Genomic DNA, 24,682 nt, shown 5'->3' with positions numbered 1-24,682 from the left:
GATTAGGTGCGGATTCCCCAACACGTCGCCATCATCATGGACGGCAATGGGCGCTGGGCCAAGGCCAGAGGGTTGTCGCGCAGCGCTGGCCATCGCCGTGGCGTCGAGGCTGTGCGCGAAACGGTGCGCGCGGCCGGAGAGCTGGGCATCTCCTACCTGACCCTGTTCGCCTTTTCGTCGGAGAACTGGCGCCGTCCGCAGGACGAAGTCGACGAGCTGATGGGACTTCTCAAGTTCTTCATCCGCCGCGACCTCGCCGATCTGCACAAGCAGGGCGTCCGAATCCGCGTCATCGGTGCGCGGGACAATCTAAAGCCGGACATTCGCGGCCTCCTGGAGGAGGCCGAGAGCCTGACGCGGGACAATCAAAAGACTACGCTGGTCGTGGCCTTCAACTATGGCGCCCGGGACGAAGTCGCACGGGCGTTGCGGCGCATCGCCGAGAAGCTGGCGTCCGGCGAGATCTCGCATGATGCGCTGACGGCGGAATGCGTCGACGCCCATCTCGACACTGCCGGGATCCCCGATCCCGATCTGATCATCCGCACCAGCGGCGAACGACGCCTGTCGAACTTCCTGCTGTGGCAGGCGGCCTATTCGGAGTTCGTGTTCCTGCCGTGCCTCTGGCCCGATTTCGATCGCCGCACCTTCGAGGATGCCTTGCGGGAATATGCCGGGCGCGACCGGCGCTATGGCGGCGTGTCATGCGAAATCGCGTCTTGATCTCCGTCGTCGGACGAGGCGCTGATCTCGTCTTTCGGCCGATGGTGAGATAGCGGATGCTGGCGACGGGAGGAGGCGGCAGCGAGCCGCAGCGCCAGGGCGACCGAGCTCCGCCGAGCTTCGCGGCGGGGTCGCCGGTGCAGGGCTCGGCGTCGCGGGGGCAGTCCTGGACCGACCTGCGCGTCCGACTGATCTCCGCCGTTCTTTTGGGTGCCGCAGTTCTGGGTCTGACGATCCTGGGCGGTCTCGCGTTTCGCATCCTCTGCCTGGTCGCCGCCGTCATCGTGTTCGACGAATGGACGCGCATAACGCGCGCCAAGGCCGACGCCGGCCCGCTTTATCAGGTCGCTCGGCTGATCCTCGTGGCGGCCATGGCAATCTTCGTGCTCGGTTTCGAGATCGCGGCGTTTTGGATCATGGCTGCCGCCGTGTTGTTCGGCATCGTGGCGGATTGGCGCGCAAGGCGCGCGGGATGGGCGCTGGGCGGCCTGTGCTATGCGGCACTGACGGCGGTCCCGCCGGCCATGCTGCGCGGCGTCGACGCGACCGGATTGGCGGCGATCGGTTTCGTCATCTGCGTCGTCTGGTCGACCGACATCTTCGCCTACTTCACCGGCCGGACATTTGGCGGCCCGAAGCTGATGCCGAAAGTGTCTCCCAAAAAGACCATGTCAGGAGCGGTCGGCGGATTGTTGGCGGGCGTTTTACTGGGCGTCGGCTATCATTGGCTGGTCGCGGGCACGACGACGGTTTCGATCGTGCTCCTGGCGGGGCTGTTGTCGATCGTGGGCCAAGCGGGTGATTTGTTCGAATCGTGGGTAAAACGCCGCTTTGGCGTCAAGGATTCCGGGCGTATCCTGCCGGGCCACGGCGGCCTGCTGGATCGAATCGATGCATTGATCGTCGCGCTGGCGGTGGCGCTGATCATCGGCCTCTTGACGGGCGGCCTGGAACACCCGGCGGCGGTGTTCGTCTGACCGTCGCGCCGGACTGGACACCGGCCTCAAAAAGGCCCGGCTGCGGTCTGATAGCGAAGAATGCGCCACACCGTGACACCGCCTTCTGAAGCGGGATCCCGGGACGAAGGAAGGTCGAGAAAGGGACGTGCCGATGGATCTGTCGTCAAGCCTCGGAGCGATTTGGGATGTGGCCTTGATCAAGGTCGTCCCGTTTCTCTTCGTGCTCACGATCATCGTGTTCTTTCATGAGCTGGGCCACTTCGTCGTCGGTCGTCTCTGCGGCATCAAGGTCCTGGCCTTCTCGATCGGCTTCGGGCCGGAGCTCGTCGGGTTCAACGACCGAAGCGGCACGCGCTGGAAGCTGAGCGCCATCCCGCTGGGCGGCTACGTGAAGTTCTTGGGCGACGAGAACGCCGCCAGCGTGCCCGACCAGGACGCCGTGTCGCAGATGGCGGAAGAGGAACGCGCACAGGCCTTCCCCGCAAAGAGTGTCGGACGGCGCGCTGCCACGGTGGCAGCTGGCCCCATCGCCAACTTCATCCTGGCGATCGCGATCTTTGCCGGCGTCGCCTATTTCAGCGGTCGCGTGGTGGGCGATCCTGTGGTCGCATCCGTCCGACCGGATTCGCCGGCCCAGCAGGCGGGCTTCCAGCCAGGCGACCGGATTTTGACGGCCGATGGCGAGGACATCGACTATTTCAGCGATCTTCAGCGATATGTGTCGAGCCGTGCCGACGTGCCGATTACGGTCGTCGTCAAGCGCGGCGACGATCAGGTGACGTTGACGGTGACACCGCGCGAGGAAACGCAAACCGACGAATTCGGCAACGAACTGACGATGCCCGTCATCGGTATCGTGGCCGACGCGCAGAGCGCCGGGTTCCGGGTCGAGAAGCAGAGCCTCGGCCAAGCCATGCACTATGGCGTCTCCCAGACCTGGTTTGTGACGTCGCAGACCGTCCGCTTCATCGGCGGCATCTTCAACGGCACCAACGGCACCGACCAGATCGGCGGGCCGATCCGGATTGCGCAGGTATCGAGCCAGGTTGCCACGTTGGGCTTCGCTCCGCTGCTCCATCTTGCGGCGCTGCTGTCGGTTTCGATCGGCCTTTTGAACCTGCTTCCCGTCCCGATGCTGGACGGCGGCCACCTGCTGTTTTTCGGAGCCGAGGCCGTCAGGGGGCGGCCGCTCAGCGAACGAGTCCAGGAAATCGGCTTCCGGATAGGTCTCGCTTTGGTCATGCTCCTCATGGTATTTGCGTTCTGGAATGATCTCTCGGGGCTCACCTGAGAGCGAGGGGATGCACGTTGAGGGTTGGTTAACCAACTTCGCTCGTGTCAGTGACTGTGGTGCAACGGTTTACCGATTCCTAAACCGGCGCGCTTCACTTTGCTTGAACGGGCTGCCAAACCCGATAAAAGGGCTGAAAGTGTCCGGGCGCCTCGATAGAAAGGCGCGGACAATGGACGATAGAATGGTGGGACCCATGACGGCTGGATCGAAGCTTCTAAACACACTGTCAGCGGTTGCGCTTTCTTCGACGGTCTTTGGAGGTGCCCTGGCGGGTAGCCTGCTCGTCGGCAGCGGAGTGGCGCAGGCGGCGCTGGTCAACCGTATAGACGTCCGGGGCAATCAGCGCGTCGAAGACAGCACGATCCGCAGCTTCATCTCGATCAAGCCCGGCCAGAACGTCGGCGACGCGGAAATCGATGCGGCAGTCACCCGGCTGTTTTCCACCGGGCTGTTTGCCGATGTCCGCATCGCGCAGAACGGCGGAACTTTAGTCGTCGATGTCGAGGAAAACGAGATCGTCAATCAGGTGTTGTTCCAGGGCAACTCCAAGCTCAAGGACGATCAGCTCGAAGCGGTGGTGCAGACCAACCCGCGCGGCGCCTTTTCCCAGGCGACGGTCCAGGCCGACGTGGACGCCATCCGCGAGGCCTATTCGAAGATCGGACGCAGCGACGCAGTGGTCAGTTATCGGACCGTGTCGGTGGAAGGGAATCGCGTCAATGTCGTCTTCGACATCCAGGAAGGCGACCGCACAAAGATCGATTCGATCAGCTTCGTCGGCAACAAGGCTTTCAGCGACCGGCGGCTCAAGGAAGTGATTTCGCTGCGCGAGTCCGGCCTGCTGAGCTTCATCTCGCGCAACGACATCTACGACGAGGACCGGTTGCGCGCCGACGAGGAAGCGCTGCGTCGGTTCTATTACAATCACGGCTACGCCGATTTCCGCATCATCTCTTCCGTCGCTGACTTGGACGAGAATCAGAACAAGTATTTCGTCACCGTCACGGTGGACGAGGGCGAGCGCTACACGTTCGGCGACGTCACCATCGACAGCGCCATTCCGGGGGTCGACTCCGCATCCCTGACCTCGGAACTGAAGACGCAGGCCGGCGAGGTCTATAGCGCCAAGGACGTCGAGGACACGCTGGTCAACCTGACCAACCGCGTGGCCGAGAAGGGATATGCCTTCGCGCAGGTGACGCCGCGTGGCGACCGCGACTTCACCAGCCACACCATTGCGGTCAACTACGTGATCGATCAGGGCCCGCGGGCCTATATCGAACGCATCGAGGTGCGCGGGAACACGAAGACCCGCGATTATGTCATCCGGCGCGAATTCGACGTCTCGGAAGGCGACGCCTTCAACCAGGTTCTGGTGCAGCGCGCCAAGCAGCGGCTGGAGGAACTCGGCTTCTTCACCAAGGTGTCGATTTCGACGGCGCCGGGTTCAGAGCCGGATCGGGTGGTCGTCATCGTTGACGTGGACGAGAAGCCGACCGGTGAATTGTCTGTCGGTGGTGGCTACACGACCGGCAGCGAAGGCTCGGGCCCGGTTGCCGAAGTGGGCGTCACCGAGCGCAACTTCCTCGGTCGCGGCCAGTTCATCAAGGTATCCGCCGGTTTTGGCCTCGATTCTCGGACCTACAATCTGTCGTTCACCGAGCCCTATTTCCTTGGGCGGCGCCTGGCAGCGGGCTTCGACATCTATCGAACCGAGAACACCTCGGGTTCCTATGACATCGAGCGGACGGGCGGTGATGTCCGTCTTGCTGCGCCCATCACGGAAAGCCTGACCGCGCAGATCGCCTACAACTACAAGGAAGAGGTATTCGGCGACGACAACGGCACCAAGTACGATCAGAACGATGATCGCCTGGTCGACGCGGACGGGGATTATTGGAAGAGCACCTGCGCCAATCCCAACGGGCCGAACAACGAGGGTGCCGGCACCTATTCGGCTCCGCCCTATACCGATTCCGCGATCATCAACGAGGCGATCTGCGACAGCCCGTATCGGACCTCGTCGGTCTCCTATGCCTTGACCTACAACACGCTCGACAGCACGCAGATGCCGCGTGAAGGCTTCTACGCTCAGGCCGGACAGGAATTTGCCGGTCTCGGCGGCGATGCCCAGTTCATGAAGACCACCGGCAAGGCGTCCTACTTCACGCTTCTGTCGGAAGCGAACGACATCATTGGCCAGGTGAGCGGCGGCGCTGGCAACGTGACGGCGTTGGGCGGCGACCTGCGCGTGTTCGACAACTTCTTCAAGGGCCAGGACATCGTCCGCGGCTTCGACTCGAAGGGTATGGGGCCGCGGCAGGCCTCATTCGACGACGACTCCGAGCCGATCGGCGGCACCAACTACGTCAATGCCTCGGTCGAAGCGACCTTCCCGTTGCCTCTGGTCTCGCGTGACTTCGGCTTCCGGGGCGCGGTGTTCGCCGATGCGGGATCGCTGTGGGGGTCTGAATTCGAGGACGAAGACGGCGTGTTCGGCACGGATTTCTCGCTCCGCTCGTCGGCGGGCGTCGGCCTGATCTGGGCGTCTCCCTTTGGACCGCTGCGCGTGAACTATGCGCATCCGATCACCAAGGAAGATTACGACGAGACCGAGGAATTCTCGTTCGGTTTCTCGACGCGCTTCTGACAAGGACCGGCAACGGAGGCGGAAACGTCTCCGTTGGTTTGCCGATGACCCATACGGACTTCTTTGCGAGAGGCGAGGGGCTGACCCTCGCCGAGATTGCTGCTTTATGCGGCGGCTCGTTGAGCGCGGGAGCGCCTGCGGATCGCAAATTGTCTGGGGTGGCTTCACTCGCCGACGCCGGTGAGAGTGACCTCGGTTTCTTCGACAATCCGCACTATGAATGGGGCTTGGCGCAGTCTCGCGCTGGCGCCGTCATCCTGGCGCAACGGCACGCGAGCAAGCTGCCGTCGCATGTTCCCGGAATCTTTGCCAAAGACCCGCAGAGGGCCTTTGCCCTGGCGGGACAGGCGCTCTATCCGTCAGCGCTGGTGCCGCAGCCGCTGACGCGGTCGGGCGGCGTGGCGCCGACGGCCGCCGTCGACCTCTCTGCCGTGCTGGAAGACGACGTCATCGTCGAGCCGGGTGCTTTCGTCGGTCCAGGCGCGAAGATCGGCCGCGGCACGGTGATCGGGTGCGGCGCCGTCGTCGGCCCTGGGTGTCAGATCGGGCGGGATTGCCGGATCGGTCCCCAGCTCGCCGTGACCCATGCGCTGATCGGCAATCGTGTCATCCTGCATCCCGGCGTCAAGGTCGGTCAGGACGGCTTCGGCTATGCGATCGGCCGCGAGGGCATCGTGAAGATCGTGCAGATCGGCCGAGTGATCATCCAGGACGATGTCGAGATCGGCGCCAACAGCACCGTCGATCGGGGCTCGGTCCGCGATACGGTCATCGGCGAAAACACCAAAATCGACAATCAGGTGCAGGTGGCTCATAACGTCCATATCGGACGAAACTGCATCATCGTCGCCCAGGTCGCCATCGCCGGCAGCGCCACCCTCGGCGATCATGTGGCCATCGGCGGCCAGAGCGGCGTCAACGGTCACGTCACGATCGGTGATGGCGCCCAGATTGCCGCAGTCAGCAGCGTGGCCAGCGACGTTCCGGCAGGCGCACGCTGGGGAGGCTGCCCCGCCAAGCCGGTGCGCGAGTGGTTTCGCGAGATAACGATGGTTCGGGAGATGGCGAGTGCTCGACGAGGTTCGGGGAGAGAGAATGACTGAAACGACGACGATGCTCGAAGCCGTCGATATTCTGAAGATCCTGGAGCTTCTGCCGCATCGCTATCCGTTCCTGATGGTCGACCGGATTATCCGGATCGATGGCGACCGATCGGCGGTGGGCATCAAGAACGTGACGGCGAACGAGCCGCATTTTCTCGGCCATTTTCCGAACGCGCCGGTGATGCCCGGCGTTCTGATCATCGAAGGCATGGCGCAGACGGCGGGTGCCATCTGCACGCTGGCCACGGGGTCCGGCACGCCCTCGCTCGTCTATTTCATGACCATCGACGGCGCGAAGTTCCGTCGCCCGGTCGTGCCGGGCGATCGGCTGGAATATCACGTCCAGCAGATCAAGAAGCGCGCCAACATCTGGAAGTTTGCGTGTGAGGCTCGCGTCGACGAGACCAAGGTCGCCGAGGCGGTCGTCAGCGCGATGCTCGTTCCACGGGAAGGCGAATAAGGCCACCATAGCATGGCAACTCGAATCCATCCTTCGGCAGTCGTCGAGGACGGGGCGGAGATCGGCGACGACGTCGAGATCGGTCCCTTTTGTTATCTCGGACCGCAGGTTCGACTAGGCGCCGGATCGCGGCTGCGTTCGCACGTCGTGGTTTTCGGCAACACGACGGTCGGCGAAGGCGCCAATATCTGGCCCTTTGCGTCGTTGGGCCACGCCCCGCAACATCTCAAATATCGTGGCGAAGACACCCGTCTGGTGATCGGCAAGAATTGCCTGGTCCGCGAAGGGGTGACCATGAATGCGGGCACCGTTCAGGGCCGATCCGAGACCACGGTGGGCGACAACTGCACCTTCTTTGCCGGCGCGCATGTGGCGCACGACTGCATCCTGGGCGCCAACGTGACCCTGATCAACAACGTCATGTTGGCCGGCCATTGTGTGGTCGGCGACTATGCCATCATCGCGGGCGGCGCCGGCGTCCACCAGTTCACGCGGATCGGCCACCACGCCTATATCGGTGGCCTGGCCGCGGTCGAGGGCGATGTGATCCCGTTCGGGATGGTGATCGGCAACCGGGCCCATCTCACCGGCCTCAACGTCATCGGCATGAAGCGCGCTGGCATCGGTCGCGATGCCATTCGCAACGTGCGCAAAGCCTACCGGATGCTGTTTTCCGAGGACCTCACCTTCCGCGAAAACATGGACGAGGTGCAGGCCGAATATCCCGACGATCCCTTGGTGCAGGACCTTCTCAACTTCATCCGGGCCGGTGGAGATCGGGCGCTCTGCTTCCCCAAGGCATCCCGGCCAGCCTGACGAGGCGGAGATGGCGCCGGACTTCGACAGGGAGCCCCTTGGCGTCATCGCTGGCGGAGGTGCTCTGCCGGTCATCGTCGCCCAGCATGCCGCAGAGGCCGGCTGGTCGCCACTCATCGTTGCCGTCGGCGATGGCCGGCAGCACGATTGGTCCGCCTTCACCCACGCCGACATCTCGTGGAATCGCGTCGGCGACGCGATGGCCTATCTTCGCAGTCATAAGGTGCGTCGCCTGGTTCTTTGCGGGACCATCTCCGTGCGCCCCGACTTTCGATCGATGGTCCCGAGCCTACGCACGCTGGCACTGTTGCCCGAGATCCTGCGCCTAATGCGGGGAGGGGACGACACCCTGCTCCGGGCGTGTGCCCGGGCCTTCGGACGCCGCGGCTTCGAGGTAGTGGGCGTCCACGAGATCGTTCCCGAACTGCTGATGCCGGACGGCCTGCTGACCGCCAGAGGCCCGTCGCCTGCGGAGGAGAAGGCGCTGGCGCGTGCCTTCGAGGCTGCCGCCGGGCTCGGTCTTCTGGACATCGGCCAGGCCGTGGTGGCGTCGGCCGAACGGGTGATCGCACTGGAAGGCATCGAGGGCACCCGCGAGATGTTGCAGCGGGTCGCCGATCTCAGGCGCCGTGGCAAGATCGGCTCGAAGGAGGCCTGCGTTCTCGTCAAAAGCATCAAGCCGCAGCAGGATCGCCGCTTCGACCTGCCGAGCATCGGTCCGTCGACGGTCGCGGAGGCCGCTGCTTCCGGGCTTGGCGGCATCGGGCTGACGGCCGGAGGAGCCTTGATCATTCAGGCGGACGAGGTGGTCGCGGAGGCCGAGAGATACCGGCTTTTTGTGGTCGGACGCAACCCGGAAACGACAGGCTGAACGCGATGACCAAGGTTGCCTTCATCGTCGGTGAGGAATCGGGCGACCGGATCGGCGCTGACCTCATTCGTGCTCTGCGGACCGCGCTCGGCGACGAACTCGAGGTGGTCGGACTGGGGGGAGCCGCGATGCAGGCGGAAGGGCTCTCCAGCCTGTTCGACATCTCCGAGCTTTCGATCGTCGGCATCGGCGCCGTCGTTGTCCGGCTGCCCCAGCTTCTATGGCGGATCGAGCAGGCCGCGCGCGATGTGCTGCGCGAGAAGCCCGACATCTTGGTCATCATCGACAGCCCGGCCTTTTCGCATCGCGTGGCGAAGAAGGTGCGTGCTCGCGCTCCGGACCTGCCGATCGTCAACTATGTGCCGCCGACGGTCTGGGCCTGGCGTCCGCAACGGGCGGCCGACATGCGCGGCTATGTCGATCAGGTCGTCTCGTTCCTGCCCTTCGAGCCCGAAGTGCTGCGCGAACTGGGAGGCCCGCCCGCCATTTATGTCGGCCACCCGCTGGTCGCGGAACCGCATCTGAAGGCGATCATGGCGCGGATCGCGGACCGGGGCGCACGCATCCCGTCGGTGCCGCCGAGGCTCGTGATCCTGCCCGGCTCGCGGCGGGGAGAAATCTCCCGACTAAGCGACGATTTCGGCCGCACGCTTGCGCTTCTGAAGGAGCGGATGCCGGACCTGGAGGCGACGTTGCCCGCGCTGCCGCGGTTGCGCACCGCGATCGAAGAGCGGGTGAACGGCTGGGCGGTCAAGCCGAAGATCGTCAGCGGCGACGAGGCCAAATGGCAGGCCTTCGCGACGGCGGACGCGGCCCTGGCGGCGTCGGGAACGGTTTCGCTGGAGCTCGCGCTCGCGGGCGTGCCGATGGCGCTCGCCTATCGGCTCGATCCGGTCGGCTATCAGTTGCGGCATTTGATCACCGGCTGGACGGCCGCGCTGCCGAACTACATTGCCGGCCATCCGCTGGTGCCCGAACATTTCCACGAGTTCGTGCGGCCGGAGCTTCTGGCGCGCCGTCTGCAGCGCCTCTTGACCGACACGCCCGAACGGCGGGCGCAGATCGAGGGTTTCGCGGACATCCGCCGCAAGATGCATGTCGATCGGCCGCCGGGCGAAGCGGCGGCTGAAATCGTACTGGGCGTCATTCGACGCGACATGCCGCCAAGGCGATGAACGGCCCCGCTGGCGTGTGCCTTTGGGCATGGGGTGCCCAAACGTATGGCCCGCCCCGATTGCAAGCGATGATTGGGTGACGGCGTGACCAGTCTGCACAAACGTATCCGGCATGTCGGCACAATGGCCGCTGCCAAGATGGAGATCCGCGCAGCCCGATCCTCATAAAGGGGCCGGCCTCGAAGGGCCATTTTGCGCCGGAGGTTTTCGGGCTGCCGATCGACTGTCAGGCCATCTTCCTTTCACCACTCGCAGGTCGCTGCGTCCGGTGAAGTATTCGCCGGACGCATGGTCATCACGCCAGCATCGGCGCGGCGCGGTAGCTTCGTCCATGGCGGAGCAACGCCCAGACGGTGCGTGCCATCTTGGCAGCCAATGCGACGACGGCGACGTTGGGATGAGCGCGGGCGAGAAGCCCGCGCAGCCAAGCCCCGATCGCCGTGGCACTCCGCGCCAGCGAGGGCATGGCGGATCGCGCGCCTTGGATCAGCATCTTGCGAAGATACCGGCTGCCACGCTTGGTGATCCCGAGAAGCTTCGGCTTTCCTCCGGTGGTGGCCTGGCGGGGCACAAGACCCAACCATGCCGCGAGGTCGCGCCCCTTGTCGAAGGTCGCGGCGGCGCCGACCGCGGCCACCAGCGCGATGGCATTCAGCGCGCCGATGCCGGGGATGTCGATCAGCCGCCGCGCCCGCTCGTCGGTCCGGGCCATCGCTGCAAATTCGGCATCAAAGGCGGCGATGCGGCGATCCAGCTCGTCCCAGCGGGTCCGCATATCTCCGAGCAAAAATGCCATGCATGTACTCAGCCCGCCCGCATCGGGCTCCAGCAATTCGCCGAGCAGGCGGCGCAAGCGAGCGTGACCCTGCGCCACGACATGCCCGCGCTCCAGCAGAAGGCTCCTGATCTGGTTGGTCAGGGAGGTGCGTTCGCCGACCAGACGGTCGCGCACCCGATGCAGCGTCTGGACATCGAGCTGCTCCTCGCTCTTCAACTCGACGAAGCGCATGGTGGGCCGGGTTGCTGCTTCAGCGATCGCCTCGGCATCGCGGTCGTCGTTCTTCTGCGCCTTCACGTAGGGCCGCACATACTCCGGCGACATCAGCCGAACCTCATGCCCCAGTGCCAACAGCGACCGGCCCATGTGATGGGCGCCGCAGCACGCCTCCATCGCCATCACGCAAGGCTCCAGCCTTGCGGCGAAGGCGATCACCCCGTCGCGGCGCATTCGCCGTCGCACGACCACCGCCGCGTCCGCGTCGAGCCCGACGATGCTGCAGCTGTTCTTGCCCAGGTCGATGCCAAGGATCACTATGCTCATGGTCCGCTCCTTCCTTCTTGAACACCGACATCCCACACAGGCGTCGGCGGGAGGGGCGGGCCATCCATAAAGGGGGACGCCGGATTTCGGCAGGCAGGCTCCAGAAAAATTTAGGCCCCATAGGCGCGCTCGGTCAGCGATCTTGCAGGCGGGCAAGGAGACCGCGATAAAGGGTCAGCAATGTGTTCTCTTCCAGCAGCTTTTCGGCGTTCCAGGTCGCGACGGAGCAATAGGTCGTGCCGTCACGGCCAACGACGCGGCTTGAGAGATTGAACACGCCGATTTCCGAACCACCCTTATAGGCAAGATGCCGCCAGGCGCCGTGTTCGATCGGACCGGCGTTGATGCCAAGGCTCGGCAGATCGGCCGTCGCGTCGAGCAGGCGGCAAAGCTCTCGCGCCGTCATTTGCCACTCGATGCCGAGCGTCGGCGCGGCGATGAGATCGCCCAGGGCAGGCAAGGGCAGGTCGGCGATCTCTTCGAGGATGGCGCGGCGGCCGCCGGCATCGGCCCCGTGCCACCGGGCGCGCAGGTCGGTATTCGACCGGGCTTTCAGAACGAACGCCTCGCGCGTGGTCAAGAACGGGCTGTTTCGCGGCGAAACCGCTTCGACGGCTTCACGCCCGACCAGATGAATCAGCGCGTCCGCAGCGGTGTTGTCGCTAAGCGACATCATCAGATGCGAAAGGGTCGAGACGGTCAGGGGCGAACCGTCCGGCCAGTCCTGCAACTGGCCTGTCGGCAGGGACTTCCACGACGCGGAAAGGTCGACCGTCCGACCCCAGTCCAGCCGCCCAGCCTCGACGGCGCGCTCGACCGCCACCAGAACCGCAAGCTTGAAGGCCGATCCCACGGCCATCGGCGTCCCGGCTCGATGCTGCGCCAGCGGCTCGCCGTCGGCCAGGACCAGCAGCGACGTATCGCCGGGCAGCGAGGTGATCGCCGAGACCAGAGACTCGAAATCGCCGGTCGGCGTGAGCACACCAAACCAGAGACCGCTGATCCGCCCGTCGTCGCTCAGCGCGATGCTGGCACGAACCTCGGCGCGTTCGAAACGAAGGAGAAAACCGTCGCCATCTGGATCGATCGCCAGAAGCGCGCCGCCCTTGCGCTCCATGTCCGCAATGATCCGCTCGATATCGGCGGGGGCGACCTTGTCCAGGAAAACCGGCGCGAAATGGTTCGGATCGAGGCTGTCGCTGTGCAAGAGGGCGTCGAGCGCCTCCCGCTGCTTCGAGAGTTGAGCGGCACCGGCCGATGTCGTCGCCAATTGCAGGATTGCCCCCAACGCCAGGATCAACAGCAAGGTTCGCACGCCTAACTCTTCCAGAAAACGACAAGGCCGCGGCGCCGCCGCACTGCCATGATGCGAGCATGGGGCAGGCCGAGATGCAAGAAAGGGCGCCGTGGCGCCCTTTCCAACACATCATTCTCAAGGTCCGATCAGCGCTTTTCCATCGCCACATATTCACGCTGCGCCGCGCCGGTGTAGAGCTGGCGCGGGCGGCCGATGCGCTGGTGCGGATCCTCGATCATTTCCTTCCACTGCGCGATCCAGCCGACCGTGCGCGCGAGCGCGAAGAGGACGGTGAACATCGTGGTCGGGAAGCCGAGCGCCTTCAGCGTGATGCCCGAATAGAAGTCGACGTTGGGATAGAGCTTCTTTTCGATGAAATATTCGTCGTGGAGCGCGATATGCTCCAGCTCCATCGCCACTTCGAGAAGCGGGTCGTCGGTGACGCCGAGCTGCTCGAGCACCTCGTGGCAGGTCTTCTGCATGATCTTGGCACGCGGATCGTAGTTCTTGTAGACCCGATGGCCGAAGCCCATCAGCCGGAACGGATCGTCCTTGTCCTTCGCGCGGGCGACGAATTCCGGAATGCGGTCTTTCGTCCCGATTTCCATCAGCATGTTGAGCGCCGCCTCGTTGGCGCCGCCATGGGCGGGACCCCAGAGGCAGGCGATGCCGGCCGCGATGCAGGCGAATGGATTGGCGCCCGAAGAGCCGGCCAGGCGCACCGTAGAAGTCGACGCGTTCTGCTCGTGGTCGGCATGAAGGATGAAGATGCGGTCCATCGCCCGCGCCAGCACCGGATTGACTTCATACGGCTCGCACGGCGTGGCGAAGCACATGTGAAGGAAGTTCTCCGCATACGATAGGCGGTTCTGCGGATAAACGAAGGGCTGACCGATGTGGTACTTGAAGGCCATCGCGGCGAGCGTCGGCATCTTCGAGATCATGCGGATCGAGGCGACCATGCGCTGATGCGGGTCGGAGATGTCGATCGAGTCGTGATAGAAGGCAGACAGCGCTCCGACCGAACCCACCATCACCGCCATCGGATGGGCATCCCGGCGGAAGCCGGCGTAGAAACGCGACATCTGTTCGTGGATCATCGTATGGCGGATGACGCGACGCTCGAAATCCTCCATCTCTCGCGCGGTGGGCAACTCGCCGTAGAGGAGGAGATAGCAGGTCTCGAGAAAGTTACCGCTTTCGGCCAATTGCTCGATGGGATAGCCGCGGTGAAGGAGGATGCCCTCGTCGCCGTCGATATAAGTGATCTTCGACTCGCACGAAGCTGTGGAAGTAAATCCAGGATCAAATGTAAAGGCACCCGTCTGTTTATACAGAGACGAGATGTCGATAACCTCGGGCCCGATAGTTCCCTGCCGGACAGCGAAGTCGAACTCTTTGTCCCCAAAACCCAACTTGGCTGATTGATTCGACATATATCTCCCCTTCTTTAAAGGCCGCGACCGGCGGGCTGCGGAACAGAGCAACTTCCTGCCGATTGTGGATTATCGCAAAGCGTTGTCGGTAACAAGTTGTAGCAATCCGTGAGGCCGCGGGGCTCCTCCCGGATCAATAGATCAAGGTATCTAGGTCAGACCGCCTGGTCTTGTAGACGTGCCAGCGCCTCCTCGCGACCGAGCACGGCCAGCACGTCGAACACCCCCGGCGAGACCGTGCGACCCGTCAACGCAGCCCGCAGCGGCTGCGCCGCCTTGCCGAGCTTGAGGCCCTGCTCTTCGGCAAAACTGCGCACGATGCCTTCCAGCCCCTCTGCAGTCCATTCGGGAGCCGAGGTGAAATCCGGCAACAGGGCGTGCAGGATGTCGCGCCCACCGTCATCCAGGATCGCCTGGGCCTTCTCCTCCATCGCCAGAGGCCGCTCGGCAAACAGGAAAGCCGCCCCGTCGACGAGCTCGACCAGGGTCTTTGCGCGTTCCTTCAGCCCCGGCATGGCGGCGGCCAGAAGCTCGCGCACGGTTGCGTCCGGCCGCCGCTTCAGGATTTCGCCATTCGGCAGCACGTCGCGCTCGGACATCAGCGTCTCGACCAGATCCGCATCGCTGGACTGGCGGATCCAATGGCCGTTGATGGCTTCCAGCTTGGCGAAGTCGAACCGCGCAGCACCCTTGTTGATGCCGGTGACGTCGAACCAGGCGACCATATCCTGCGTCGTCATGATCTCGTCGTCGCCATGGCTCCAGCCGAGGCGAACGAGGTAGTTGCGCAGCGCCACCGGCAGGTAGCCCATGGCGCGATAGGCCTCGACACCCAGCGCGCCGTGGCGCTTGGAAAGCTTGGCCCCATCGGGGCCGTGGATCAGCGGGATGTGGGCCATCGCCGGAACCGGCCAGTCCATCGCGTTGTAGATCAGCGTCTGACGTCCGGCATTGGTCAGGTGGTCGTCGCCGCGAATGACCTGCGTCACGCCCATGTCGTGGTCGTCGACCACGACGGCCAGCATGTAGGTGGGCGATCCGTCGGAACGCAGCAGAACGAAATCGTCGAGATCCTTGTTCGGAAAGCGGACCTCGCCCTGCACCAAATCATGCACCACGGTCTCGCCATCGAGCGGCGCCTTGAGTCGCACGACCGGCTTGACGCCCTCGGGCGCCTCGGACGGGTCGCGGTCGCGCCAACGACCGTCGTAGCGGGGAGGGCGCTTCTCGGCGCGCGCCTTCTCGCGCATTTCCTCGAGCTCCTGAGGCGATGCGTAGCAGAAATAGGCCTTACCGCGGCGCACCAGCTCATCGACCACCTCGCGATGCCGAGGCGCCCGCTCGTATTGGGAAATGGGTGGCTCGTCGGCATTCAGCCCGAGCCAATCGAGCCCCTCGATGATGGCCTGAACCGCGGCCTCGGTGGATCGCTCGCGGTCGGTGTCTTCGATCCGGAGCAGCATTCTGCCGCCTTTGGCCCGCGCGTAGAGCCAATTGAAGAGAGCGGTTCGCGCACCGCCGATATGCAGAAAACCCGTAGGGGAGGGAGCGAAGCGGGTCACGACGCGGTCCGGCATGACGACTCCATGGGAATGAGAAATGAGGGCAGCCGATCTTTTTCGATCGGATTTGTCGTGCCGGTGTGTAGCATAGCGCTCGGCAGAGACAAGGCAGCGAACGCGCGGGATGAGTACGGCCGACCGCGATCTTTACGCATCGAGCACGGCCCGGCGCCGCAACGTGCGCGCCGGATGGGTCGACGCGGTCGGCGGCCATGACGATGCCGAGGCGACGGCCGATCCGGGCTGGTGGGCGCGCGCGATGGCGATCGAGGAGGCGGCGCGCTCCAGCTTTGCCCTGGCACCCATCGGCCTGATCGTCGGCGTGGTTCTGGTGCATGGCTTGGCGTGGCGCTGGCCGCCGCTGTTGGCGCTTGGGCTCGCGGTGCCCTGCCTTGCGAGTCTGCGGTGGACGTCCGGCGCGCCGCTGCGAAGCGGCTTGGCCCTGGTCGTCGGTTTTGCGCTTCTCGGCGTGGCTTTGGCCCAGTGGGAATTGCAGCGCACCGAGACGACGATCCTGTCCGGCGACGTCACCACCCGGATCGAAGGCACAGTCGTCTGGAGGGACCAGGACGAACGCGGCCGGATGCGCTATCGGATAAGGCTCGCCGATACGCAGCGTCCCCACCTCTCACGGCCGCCCGAGGAGGTCCGCATCCTGGTGACGAGCCGGCACGGCTTCTTGCCGCTGGGCAGCACCTATCGCGGCCTCGTGCGCCTGATGCCGCCGTCCGGCCCGGCCTATCCGGGCGGATACGACTTTGCCTTTTCGCCCTATTTCGAGGGGCTGGGTGCGTACGGGTTCAGCCTGGGTGCGCCGGAACCGGCATCAGACACGCTGCAGTCAAACCTTTCACTGCAGCTCATGCGCCTGCATCTCGGCATCGCCGAGCGCATTCGCTCGGTGTTGCCCGGCGCCACGGGCGGCGTCGCCGCGGCGCTGGTCACCGGTGAGCGGTCCGGCATTCCCGACACCGTCACCGAGTGGCTGCGCAAGAGCGGGCTCGCCCATCTGTTGGCGATTTCCGGACTGCACATGGCTTTGGCGGCGGGCTTTGCGATGACCCTGGTTCGCGCCTTGCTGGCGGCCATTCCTGGCTTGGCGCTGCGCTTTCCCGTCAAGAAATGGGCCGCCGCCGCCGCCATCGTCGTCGCCGCTGCCTATCTCGCCATCTCGGGCGCCAACGTGGCGACGCAGCGCGCCTTCATCATGCTCGGTGTCATGCTGCTCGCGATCCTCTTCGACAGGCCAGCCCTGACGCTGCGCAACGTCGCCATCGCGGCGCTGATCGTGATCGCTCTCGGCCCCCATGCCGTGATGACGGCGAGCTTTCAGATGTCGTTCGCCGCAACCACGGCGCTGGTCGGGGCCTATGGCGGCTTCGCGCGCTGGCGCGCCGCGCGATCGTCCCGGTCGAGGGGGCCGCTGCCGCTTTGGCGAAAGCTGATACTCTTTTTCGTCGGCATCGCCGCATCGTCGCTCATTGCGAGCGTCGCCACGGCGCCTTACGCAGCCTATAACTTCCAACGCCTCGCGCCGTTCGGCCTCGTCGCCAATCTCCTGGCGCTGCCGATCTTCAGCCTTTGGGTGATGCCGCTGGCGTTGTTGTCCGTGCTGGCGATGCCCTTTGGCCTCGACGCGCCGTTCCTGCATCTGCTGGCGATCGGACTGGATGCGATCTTCGCCATCGCGCACCTGACGGCCGACCATATGCCCGACGCGGCGAGCGGGATCGTCTCGCCGCTCGCCTTGGCGGTGCTGACGGCTGCTCTGCTGGTGGCGACCCTCTGCGCCAGCCGCCTGCGTTGGATCGCGGTGCCTTTGGCCGGCATCGGTTTGGCTTTGGCGCTGGCGACCGGCTCGCCGCCCGAATTGCTGATCTTCGAGGATGGCGAGGAGGTGGCCCTGATCGCCGAGGACGGCACTGTCTCCTTCCGCAAGGAGCGACCCAACGGGTTCGTCGCGGACCAATGGCTGCGCGCCTATGGAGGCGGCACGGCGACCGCCGACACCGGTTCGCCATTCGATTGCGAGGAGGCTTTCTGCCGCGCCGTCAGCCGCTCGGGACTGACGATCGTGTGGACCGACGACTACGAACTCACCGGGCGAGCCTGCGACGAGGCCGACGTCGCCATCGTCGCACGGGCGATCCGACTGGACGCCTGCCGCTCAGGCGCGCTTCTCGTTACGCTTAGGACACTGCGGCGCACCGGATCACTGGCTATTTCCCGCTCGCCGGCCACGGGCCGGGCGGAGATGCAGACGGCGATCGGCCCGGTTCCCGCCGAGTGGAACGCCCATCGGCTGGCGCCCTGGCCGGAATATTGGCGAAAGCCGGAGATTGCTGACGGCGAGGCCGGCAAATCCGAGGATTGAGAGCTTCGCCGATCGACCATCTCCAGGATCGATCCGAGCGCTGATGCTTGCCGGAGACGATGGCAGCCACACAGCGCTACGGCGTAGACCGATATCCGGCCTCGGCGGCAGGCAACGCGGTCTGGATCCTCGGCACGGTGGCCGAGGATGACGCTGTGAGGAGCCGTTACCTCACTCCGTGTCCGCGTTCCTGCAATAGAGCAAGACTATGGATGAGCCACGACGATATTCGTGCCCTCGGTCGACGGGCGGCGTTCTAGGAATAGCGGCGAATGAGCCCGATCAGCCGACCTTGTACCTTCACCCGATCCGAGCCGAAGATCCGCGTCTCATAGGCCGGGTTGGCCGCCTCCAGGGCAATGCGGTCGCCGCGTCGCCGGAAGCGTTTCAAGGTGGCTTCCTCGTCGTCGACGAGCGCCACCACGATATCGCCGGGCGTGGCCGTATCGGAGCGACGGATGACCACGGTATCGCCGTCGAGGATGCCGGCCTCGATCATCGAATCGCCCTTCACCTCCAGCGCATAGTGCTCGCCGCTGCCACCGATCATGTCGGCGGGGATCGGAATCGAATGAGTCGGGTGCTGGATCGCCGAGATCGGCACGCCGGCGGCGATCCTCCCCATGACCGGAACGCTGAGCGCCGCTCCGTCGCTCACTTCGACCGGCGCAGGGCGGCTCGGCCGGGCCAACGCACCGATGCGGGGCAGGGAGACGCTTTCGGCCTTGGGGGTCTGTGCCCGTCCTTCGATGACGCTCGGCGTGAAGCCGGTTCTCGCCTTGGCGGGCTCAGGCATGCCCTCCGGCAGCTTGAGCACTTCGAGGGCTCGGGCTCGGTTCGGCAGCCGGCGAATGAAGCCCCGCTCCTCCAGCGCCGTAATGAGCCGGTGGATTCCCGACTTCGAGCGCAGATCGAGTGCGTCCTTCATCTCGTCGAAGGAGGGGGGCACGCCTTCCTCCTTCAATCGTTGATGAATGAAGACCAGCAGATCGTGCTGCTTGCGCGTCAGCATCGCCGCGAATCCCTCCGAAAACAAAACCTGAACAAATCTAGCTGTTCTAGTTGTGTTCCGCAAGCGGAACTCGTCAGTCGAGGTCGACGTAGAGGCAGGGATCCCCCGCTTCGGCACGAGCCGCTTGAGCCGGCCGCATCAGCAGAGCCGAGGCGCGGGCATAGATCGACAGGAGCGAGGAGTCCTGCCGGTCCATCGGCGTCACGATCGCGCCGCCCTCTGCCGACAATTCCGATATGGAGCGCAGGAAGTTCGTGCGTTCGCTCGGATTGGCGGGCAGCGCCACGCCCGTGCGGCCCACTCGGGTCAAGGGTTCGGGTTGCCGGCCAGCCAACGCGCGCACCAACGGCCGCAGAAACACCGAGGCCGCCACCAGGCTCGATGCCGGGTTGCCGGGCAGCCCGATCAGCCGCATGCCGTTCAGCCGCCCAGCCATGATCGGCTTGCCCGGCCGCATCGCCACCTTCCAGAAATCGAGCGAAACGCCCTTCGCCTCGAAGACCGCACCGATATGGTCGTGATCGCCGACCGAAGCACCGCCGATCGTCACCAGAAGATCGATTCGCTCGTCGATCGCGCGATCGACGCAGGCGGCGATCTTCGCGGGATCGTCGGGGGCGATTCCATAGTCCAGAATCTCGCCGCCGGCGCGCCGGACGATGGCCGCGACACCATAGCCGTTGGATGCGACGATCTGAGCTGGACCGACCGGCTCTCCGGGTGCCACAAGTTCCGATCCCGTCGCCAGCACGGCCACTCGCGGACGCCGCCGCACCGTCAGAATGGGATGGCCGCCGCTTGCCGCCAGGGCCAGGGCACCCGGACGCAGCCAGGTGCCGACGGACAGCAGGATGTCGTCCTGAGCGAAATCGTTGCCGGCCGGGCGGATGTGCTGACCGGTAGACGGCGCCGCGGTGGCGCGGATCAGGCGATCGCCGAGCGTCTCGGCATTCTCCTGGATCAGGATGCTGTCGGCTCCGGCGGGCACCGGCGCGCCGGTGAAGATACGCACGGCCTGACCGCTGCCGACGGACCCGTCGAAAGCGCTGCCGGCGGCGGCCTCGCCGATCACCTCGAGCGACCGCGATAAATCGGCGAGATCGGCGGCGCGGACGGCGTAACCATCCATGGCCGACGAATCGAAATCGGGCTGGGTGCGGGTGGCGCGAAGCTCGGTGGCGAGAACGCGTTCGAGCGCGTCATGAAGGGCGACGTCTTCCGTGCCCGACGCCGGCTCCACGCCTTCGACGAGCTGGGCGACCGCCTCCTCGACGGAAATCATGATGTTATGCTCCTGCAGTCCAGGTTCCGGATTTGCCGCCTGATTTCTCCAGCAGGCGGATACCGGTGATGGTCATGCCGCGCTCCACCGCCTTGACCATGTCGTAGACGGTGAGGCAGGCGACAGAGACGGCGGTCAAGGCTTCCATCTCGACGCCGGTCTTGCCGCCGACCTTGACCGTCGCGGTCACGCGAAGACCGGGCAGGGCGGGTTCGGCTTCGAGGTCCACCTTCGCCGAATTCAGCATCAGCGGATGACACAGCGGGATCAGTTCTGAGGTGCGCTTGGCCGCCATGATGCCGGCGATGCGCGCGGCCGCCAGCACGTCGCCCTTGGCGGCCTGACCCGAGACGATCAGCGACAGGGTTTCGGGCGTCATCAGAACGAGCCCTTCGGCGCGCGCCACGCGCTGCGTTTCGACTTTTTCGCCGACGTCGACCATGCGCGCATGGCCGCTGGCGTCGATATGGGTCAGACCGGTCTCAGAGGCCTGGGGCGTATCCGTCATGCTGCGGCTCCCGCCTCGACGCCGGTCAGAAGCAGCCGGGTCGCGGCAGTGACATCGGCCTGTCGCATCAGGCTCTCGCCGACGAGAAAGGCGCGAACACCCGCGTCTGCAAGCCGCTGGCAGTCGCCGTGGGTGAAGATGCCGCTTTCGCCGACCAGCAGCCGGTCGTCGGGCACGAGCTTCGCCAAGCGCTCCGACACGGCCAGATCGGTATGGAAGGTCTTGAGATCGCGGTTGTTGATGCCGACCAGCGGCGAGCGCAGCTTCATCGCCCGTTCCAATTCGGCCTCGTCATGCACCTCGACGAGAACGTCCATGCCGAGACCGGCAGCCGTGTCCTCCAACTCCGCGGCACAGGCGTCGTCCACGGCGGCCATGATGATCAGGATGGCGTCGGCGCCCCAGGCGCGGGCCTCGACCACCTGATACGGCTCGAACATGAAATCCTTGCGCAGCGCCGGCAGCGACACGGCGTCCCGCGCGGCCGTCAGGAAGCTGGGATCACCCTGGAACGAAGGCGTATCGGTCAGCACGCTAAGGCAGGCGGCGCCGCCTGCCTCGTACTGCCTGGCGAGGATCGGCGGATCAAAATCGGCGCGGATGAGGCCCTTCGACGGGCTCGCCTTCTTGACCTCGGCGATGAGCGCGAAGCCGCCGTCGGCCTGCCTGCCTTTGAGGGCCTCGGCGAAGCCGCGGGGCGCGCTCTGCGCTTTCGCCCGAGCCTCGATCTCGCTCAGCGAGGTTCGCGCCTTGGCGGCTGCGATCTCCTGGCGCTTATAGGCTTCGATCTTCTTGAGGATGTCGGTCACTCGGTCGCCTCCGCCGCATCGTTGCTGACCGCGACCAGCTTGTCGAGGACGGCGAGCGCCGCACCCTGGTCGACGGCCTGTCGCGCCTGCTCGATGCCGTCGCGCAGGTCCTCGGCCCGGCCCGCCATCACCAGTGCCCCGGCGGTGTTGAGCAGCACGATGTCGCGATAGGGGCTCGGCTTACCCTCCAGGACCGCTCGCAGCGCGGCGGCATTCGCCTCGGCGTCGCCGCCCTTGATGCCGGCCAGGGGATGGCGTTCGAGGCCGACGGATTCCGGCTCGAGCGTGAACGTGGTGATCTGGCCGTCGGTCAGCGTCGCAACCTGGGTCGAGCCGCAGACCGTCATCTCGTCCAGCCCGTCGCCATGGACCACCCAGGCCGCTTCCGTCCCGAGGGCGCGCAACGTCTCGGCGATCGGCACCACCCATTCGGGAGCGAAGACACCGACCAGCAGGCGCCGGACGCCCGCCGGATTGGACAGCGGACCGAGCAGGTTGAAGACCGTCCGGGTGCCCAGTTCGACGCGGCTTGGACCGACGAAGCGCATGGCCGAATGGTGGGCCGGCGCGAACATGAAGCCGACATTGGCCTCAGTGATGCAGCGAGAGATCGCCGCCGGCTTCAGATCGACGTTGACGCCAAGCGCGATCAGCACGTCGGCGGCGCCGGAGCGGGAGGACAGCGCCCGATTGCCGTGCTTGGCGACCGGCACACCGCAGCCGGCCACGACGAATGCCGAGCAGGTCGAGACGTTGAGCGTTCCGGCATGATCGCCGCCGGTGCCGACGATGTCGATCGCCTCTTTCGGCGCCTCGACCGGCACCATGTTGGCGCGCATCACCGAGACGGCGCCGGCGATCTCGTCGACGGTCTCGCCACGCACGCGAAGCGCCATCAGGAAGCCGCCGATTTGGGACGGCGTGGCCTCGCCCGACATCAGGATCGAGAAGGCCTCTTCCGCCTCGGCGCGGCTGAGCGCCGCCCCGGCCGCGACCTTGCCGAGAAGAGGCTTGAGTTGTGTGCTCATCGCAGCATCCCCTGTGCCTGTTCGACGGCACGCGGATAGACGCGAACCGGATACTCGCCCTGCAGCAGCGCGATGTAGCTCTGGAACAGATCGTTCTCCATCGTGGTCGCCAACTGCTGACGCTGCTGCTCGGACACGTTGGACTGCGGATCGGCCGGCGGCGCGACCTGTTTCACCTTGATCAGGATGCGCGAATCGTTCGGCGCGGGAGCTTGGGCCGCCGTGCCGACGCCGCCCGAAAAGGCCGCCGTGGCGCCGGCCTGTCCCAGCTGGCTGACCGCCGTTTGCCGCGTCACCGCATCGGCCGAGGCCGGCTGCAGATCCGCGTCCGCGGCGATCGCGGCCAGATCCTCGCCATTCTGCAGCCGCTCGAGATAGGCTTTGGCCTTTTCGTCGAGCAGGCGCTGTGTCTCGTCCGCCTTCCAGTCCGTGACGACCTGATCCTTCACCTCGTCCAGGGTGCGGTCCCGAGCGGGATCGATGCTCTTGACGTCGTAGAAGACATAGCCGCTCTCGGCCTGCATGTTGATCGGCGGATTGTCCAAGCCCGGTTCGCTGTCGAACACCGCCGCCAGCAGATCGTCCTTGCCGGGCAGGTCGAGCGCCTCGCCGTCGGGCGTGCGGCCGGTGCGATCGATGGCGGCGACCGACTGGGTCGGAATGCCGGCTTTTTGCGTCGCCTCCTCGAAGGTCGCACCGCTCGCCCGGGCGTCCTCGTAGGTGTCGTAGGCTGCGAAGACGGCATCGGTGGCGCTTTCCAGGGCCAGTTCCTGGCGGATCTGCGGTTCGACCTCGGCGAGGGGGCGCACCGCCTGGGGCTCGATCTCCGTCACCCGCACCAGGGCCGGACCGAACATGCCGTCGACGACATCGCTCACTGCGCCCTGGTCGAGAGAGAACGCCGCTTCGGCAATGGCCTGGTCCGGCACGTCGCCGCGCGCCAGGAGCCCCAGATCGGCGTCCTCGATCGACCGGCCGGTTTCCTTGACGACATCTTCGAACGATGTGCCGCCGTCGATCTCGGCTCGGGCCGCGTCGGCGGCGTCCTTGTCCGGAAACACTACCTGCTCGATCCGCCGCTTTTCCGGCGTGGTGAAGCGCTGGGCATTGCGCTCGTAATCTTCCTTGACCTGATCCTCCGAGACCGCCTGCGGATCGGCGATCGTCGACGGCGTCAGCTCGGCATAGGCGAGCCCGCGATATTCCGGCGCCTTATAGGCCGCTTTCTTCTCGTTGAAATAGGCCTGTAGCGCCGCGTCGTCCGGGTTGGCCACTGGCTGCACCAGCGATGGCGGCAGCACGAGGTAGTCGACGGTCCGCCGTTCGCCGATATAGAGGCCGACCGCCGTCTCGACGGTCTGCGGCAGCATCGCTCCGTCGGCCACGGCCTCGACGATCTGGCCGCGCACCGCTGCGTTTTCTCGATTGCGGACGTAGGATTCCTCACTCAGCCCGACCGAGCTCAGGACCTGGCGAAACGCCTGACGCGAGAAGCCGCCCGTCTGATCGTGAAACGACGGATCCTCGGCGATCAGGCTGCCCAGCCGGCTTTCCGAAAGGCCGAGGCCGAGGCGGCGCGCCTGTTCGTCCAGAACCGCATCGGCGATGAGCTGGCTCAAGACCTGCTGATCGACGCCGAAGCCTTCAGCCTCTTCGCGGGTGAGGCGGCGCCCCATCTGCTGCGACAAGGCCGTCTGCGCCCGCTGATAGGCAAAGGCGTAGTCCTGGATCGGCACCTCCGTCTCGCCGGCGGTGACCACCGTGGTGGACGCCGTGCCGCGAAACACGTCGGCGATGCCCCAGATGCCGAAGCTGATCACCAGAATGCCGAGCAGAAGTTTGGCGACCCAGCTCGATGCGCCCTTGCGCAATGCGTTCAGCATTTAAAACCCTCCTGGCACACATGCCCGGCCTGCCCACTTGCCACGGCGGGACGCTTCGATCGTCCGTTCCGGCGCCGGAACGGAGAGCGGTCTCGCGCTCGCGCCGCCCGACAGGCGTC

General features: G+C 65.4%; 20 protein-coding genes. 10 read left to right on the top strand and 10 right to left on the bottom strand.

The window, feature by feature from the left end; all coding sequences use genetic code 11:
* The first annotated feature begins 36 nt into the window (after positions 1-36).
* The 9 genes from SMD10_RS16445 to lpxB all read left to right on the top strand — a co-directional run bounded on the left by SMD10_RS16445 (position 37) and on the right by lpxB (position 10,051).
* Positions 37-723, top strand: coding sequence for an isoprenyl transferase (locus tag SMD10_RS16445; protein WP_432757261.1), 687 nt, complete (start codon positions 37-39; stop codon positions 721-723).
* Between the two features lie 56 nt (positions 724-779).
* A complete protein-coding gene (locus SMD10_RS16440) occupies positions 780-1,700 on the top strand; it encodes a phosphatidate cytidylyltransferase (RefSeq protein WP_331686811.1) in 921 nt (306 codons plus the stop codon).
* A gap of 133 nt (positions 1,701-1,833) precedes the next feature.
* Positions 1,834-2,973 carry an RIP metalloprotease RseP gene (gene rseP / locus SMD10_RS16435; RefSeq protein ID WP_331686810.1) on the top strand — a complete coding sequence of 380 codons (1,140 nt, stop codon included), beginning with the start codon at positions 1,834-1,836 and terminating at the stop codon, positions 2,971-2,973.
* A gap of 196 nt (positions 2,974-3,169) precedes the next feature.
* Positions 3,170-5,626, top strand: coding sequence for an outer membrane protein assembly factor BamA (bamA, locus tag SMD10_RS16430; protein ID WP_331686809.1), 2,457 nt, complete (start codon positions 3,170-3,172; stop codon positions 5,624-5,626).
* 44 nt (positions 5,627-5,670) lie between these two features.
* The gene (gene lpxD / locus SMD10_RS16425) at positions 5,671-6,729 is read left to right on the top strand and encodes a UDP-3-O-(3-hydroxymyristoyl)glucosamine N-acyltransferase (RefSeq protein ID WP_331686808.1); all 1,059 of its coding nucleotides are present in this window, start codon (positions 5,671-5,673) and stop codon (positions 6,727-6,729) included.
* Complete coding sequence (gene fabZ / locus SMD10_RS16420; RefSeq protein WP_331686807.1) at positions 6,722-7,189, top strand: 3-hydroxyacyl-ACP dehydratase FabZ; 468 nt, start codon at positions 6,722-6,724, stop codon at positions 7,187-7,189. The genes lpxD and fabZ overlap by 8 nt, the downstream gene beginning before the upstream one ends.
* Positions 7,190-7,201: 12 nt before the next feature.
* The gene (lpxA, locus tag SMD10_RS16415; protein ID WP_331686806.1) at positions 7,202-8,005 is read left to right on the top strand and encodes an acyl-ACP--UDP-N-acetylglucosamine O-acyltransferase; all 804 of its coding nucleotides are present in this window, start codon (positions 7,202-7,204) and stop codon (positions 8,003-8,005) included.
* A gap of 10 nt (positions 8,006-8,015) precedes the next feature.
* On the top strand, positions 8,016-8,876 hold the full coding sequence (locus SMD10_RS16410; RefSeq protein WP_331686805.1) for an LpxI family protein: 861 nt from the start codon (positions 8,016-8,018) through the stop codon (positions 8,874-8,876).
* A gap of 5 nt (positions 8,877-8,881) precedes the next feature.
* Entirely contained in the window at positions 8,882-10,051 is a 1,170-nt protein-coding gene (gene lpxB / locus SMD10_RS16405) for a lipid-A-disaccharide synthase (protein ID WP_331686804.1), read from the top strand.
* A gap of 295 nt (positions 10,052-10,346) precedes the next feature.
* Here the strand turns inward: lpxB and SMD10_RS16400 are convergent, their stop codons facing one another.
* The 4 genes from SMD10_RS16400 to gltX all read right to left on the bottom strand — a co-directional run bounded on the left by SMD10_RS16400 (position 10,347) and on the right by gltX (position 15,682).
* Entirely contained in the window at positions 10,347-11,372 is a 1,026-nt protein-coding gene (locus tag SMD10_RS16400) for an IS110 family RNA-guided transposase (protein ID WP_331686803.1), read from the bottom strand.
* A gap of 133 nt (positions 11,373-11,505) precedes the next feature.
* Entirely contained in the window at positions 11,506-12,687 is a 1,182-nt protein-coding gene (locus SMD10_RS16395; protein ID WP_331686802.1) for a serine hydrolase, read from the bottom strand.
* Positions 12,688-12,815: 128 nt separating this feature from the next.
* Positions 12,816-14,105, bottom strand: a complete 1,290-nt coding sequence (gene gltA, locus SMD10_RS16390; RefSeq protein ID WP_331686801.1) for a citrate synthase — start codon at positions 14,103-14,105, stop codon at positions 12,816-12,818.
* Positions 14,106-14,260: 155 nt separating this feature from the next.
* Complete coding sequence (gene gltX / locus SMD10_RS16385) at positions 14,261-15,682, bottom strand: glutamate--tRNA ligase (protein ID WP_331686800.1); 1,422 nt, start codon at positions 15,680-15,682, stop codon at positions 14,261-14,263.
* 109 nt (positions 15,683-15,791) lie between these two features.
* On the opposite strand from gltX, the gene SMD10_RS16380 reads away from it, so the two are divergent.
* Positions 15,792-18,041, top strand: a complete 2,250-nt coding sequence (locus tag SMD10_RS16380; protein WP_331686799.1) for a ComEC/Rec2 family competence protein — start codon at positions 15,792-15,794, stop codon at positions 18,039-18,041.
* Positions 18,042-18,297: 256 nt separating this feature from the next.
* Here the strand turns inward: SMD10_RS16380 and lexA are convergent, their stop codons facing one another.
* From lexA to SMD10_RS16350, 6 genes are all read right to left on the bottom strand, one after another.
* Complete coding sequence (gene lexA, locus SMD10_RS16375; protein ID WP_331686798.1) at positions 18,298-19,053, bottom strand: transcriptional repressor LexA; 756 nt, start codon at positions 19,051-19,053, stop codon at positions 18,298-18,300.
* Between the two features lie 73 nt (positions 19,054-19,126).
* Positions 19,127-20,335 carry a molybdopterin molybdotransferase MoeA gene (locus SMD10_RS16370; RefSeq protein WP_331686797.1) on the bottom strand — a complete coding sequence of 403 codons (1,209 nt, stop codon included), beginning with the start codon at positions 20,333-20,335 and terminating at the stop codon, positions 19,127-19,129.
* Between the two features lie 4 nt (positions 20,336-20,339).
* The gene (moaC, locus tag SMD10_RS16365; RefSeq protein ID WP_331686796.1) at positions 20,340-20,843 is read right to left on the bottom strand and encodes a cyclic pyranopterin monophosphate synthase MoaC; all 504 of its coding nucleotides are present in this window, start codon (positions 20,841-20,843) and stop codon (positions 20,340-20,342) included.
* Positions 20,840-21,652, bottom strand: a complete 813-nt coding sequence (trpC, locus tag SMD10_RS16360; protein WP_331686795.1) for an indole-3-glycerol phosphate synthase TrpC — start codon at positions 21,650-21,652, stop codon at positions 20,840-20,842. The genes moaC and trpC overlap by 4 nt, the downstream gene beginning before the upstream one ends.
* Entirely contained in the window at positions 21,649-22,680 is a 1,032-nt protein-coding gene (gene trpD / locus SMD10_RS16355; RefSeq protein ID WP_331686794.1) for an anthranilate phosphoribosyltransferase, read from the bottom strand. Before trpD ends, trpC begins: the two co-directional genes overlap by 4 nt.
* Positions 22,677-24,563 (bottom strand): peptidylprolyl isomerase, encoded by a 1,887-nt coding sequence (locus tag SMD10_RS16350; RefSeq protein WP_331686793.1) that lies wholly within the window; start codon positions 24,561-24,563, stop codon positions 22,677-22,679. Before SMD10_RS16350 ends, trpD begins: the two co-directional genes overlap by 4 nt.
* Positions 24,564-24,682 lie beyond the last annotated feature (119 nt).

The sequence above is a fragment of the Consotaella aegiceratis genome (assembly GCF_036541425.1).
Taxonomy (GTDB): domain Bacteria; phylum Pseudomonadota; class Alphaproteobacteria; order Rhizobiales; family Rhizobiaceae; genus Consotaella; species Consotaella aegiceratis.
This window is presented reverse-complemented; position numbering and strand designations above follow the sequence as displayed.

Bases quoted from the DNA above. Each gene is read 5' to 3' on its own strand.
- lpxD (WP_331686808.1), top strand. From the start codon at position 5,671: ATGACCCATACGGACTTCTTTGCGAGAGGCGAGGGGCTGACCCTCGCC.
- SMD10_RS16380 (WP_331686799.1), top strand. From the start codon at position 15,792: ATGAGTACGGCCGACCGCGATCTTTACGCATCGAGCACGGCCCGGCGC.
- lexA (WP_331686798.1), bottom strand. From the start codon at position 19,053: ATGCTGACGCGCAAGCAGCACGATCTGCTGGTCTTCATTCATCAACGA.
- lpxA (WP_331686806.1), top strand. From the start codon at position 7,202: ATGGCAACTCGAATCCATCCTTCGGCAGTCGTCGAGGACGGGGCGGAG.
- fabZ (WP_331686807.1), top strand. From the start codon at position 6,722: ATGACTGAAACGACGACGATGCTCGAAGCCGTCGATATTCTGAAGATC.
- trpD (WP_331686794.1), bottom strand. From the start codon at position 22,680: ATGAGCACACAACTCAAGCCTCTTCTCGGCAAGGTCGCGGCCGGGGCG.
- gltA (WP_331686801.1), bottom strand. From the start codon at position 14,105: ATGTCGAATCAATCAGCCAAGTTGGGTTTTGGGGACAAAGAGTTCGAC.
- lpxB (WP_331686804.1), top strand. From the start codon at position 8,882: ATGACCAAGGTTGCCTTCATCGTCGGTGAGGAATCGGGCGACCGGATC.
- SMD10_RS16410 (WP_331686805.1), top strand. From the start codon at position 8,016: ATGGCGCCGGACTTCGACAGGGAGCCCCTTGGCGTCATCGCTGGCGGA.
- SMD10_RS16370 (WP_331686797.1), bottom strand. From the start codon at position 20,335: ATGATTTCCGTCGAGGAGGCGGTCGCCCAGCTCGTCGAAGGCGTGGAG.
- moaC (WP_331686796.1), bottom strand. From the start codon at position 20,843: ATGACGGATACGCCCCAGGCCTCTGAGACCGGTCTGACCCATATCGAC.
- rseP (WP_331686810.1), top strand. From the start codon at position 1,834: ATGGATCTGTCGTCAAGCCTCGGAGCGATTTGGGATGTGGCCTTGATC.
- gltX (WP_331686800.1), bottom strand. From the start codon at position 15,682: ATGCCGGACCGCGTCGTGACCCGCTTCGCTCCCTCCCCTACGGGTTTT.
- SMD10_RS16440 (WP_331686811.1), top strand. From the start codon at position 780: ATGCTGGCGACGGGAGGAGGCGGCAGCGAGCCGCAGCGCCAGGGCGAC.
- bamA (WP_331686809.1), top strand. From the start codon at position 3,170: ATGACGGCTGGATCGAAGCTTCTAAACACACTGTCAGCGGTTGCGCTT.
- SMD10_RS16445 (WP_432757261.1), top strand. From the start codon at position 37: ATGGACGGCAATGGGCGCTGGGCCAAGGCCAGAGGGTTGTCGCGCAGC.
- SMD10_RS16350 (WP_331686793.1), bottom strand. From the start codon at position 24,563: ATGCTGAACGCATTGCGCAAGGGCGCATCGAGCTGGGTCGCCAAACTT.
- SMD10_RS16400 (WP_331686803.1), bottom strand. From the start codon at position 11,372: ATGAGCATAGTGATCCTTGGCATCGACCTGGGCAAGAACAGCTGCAGC.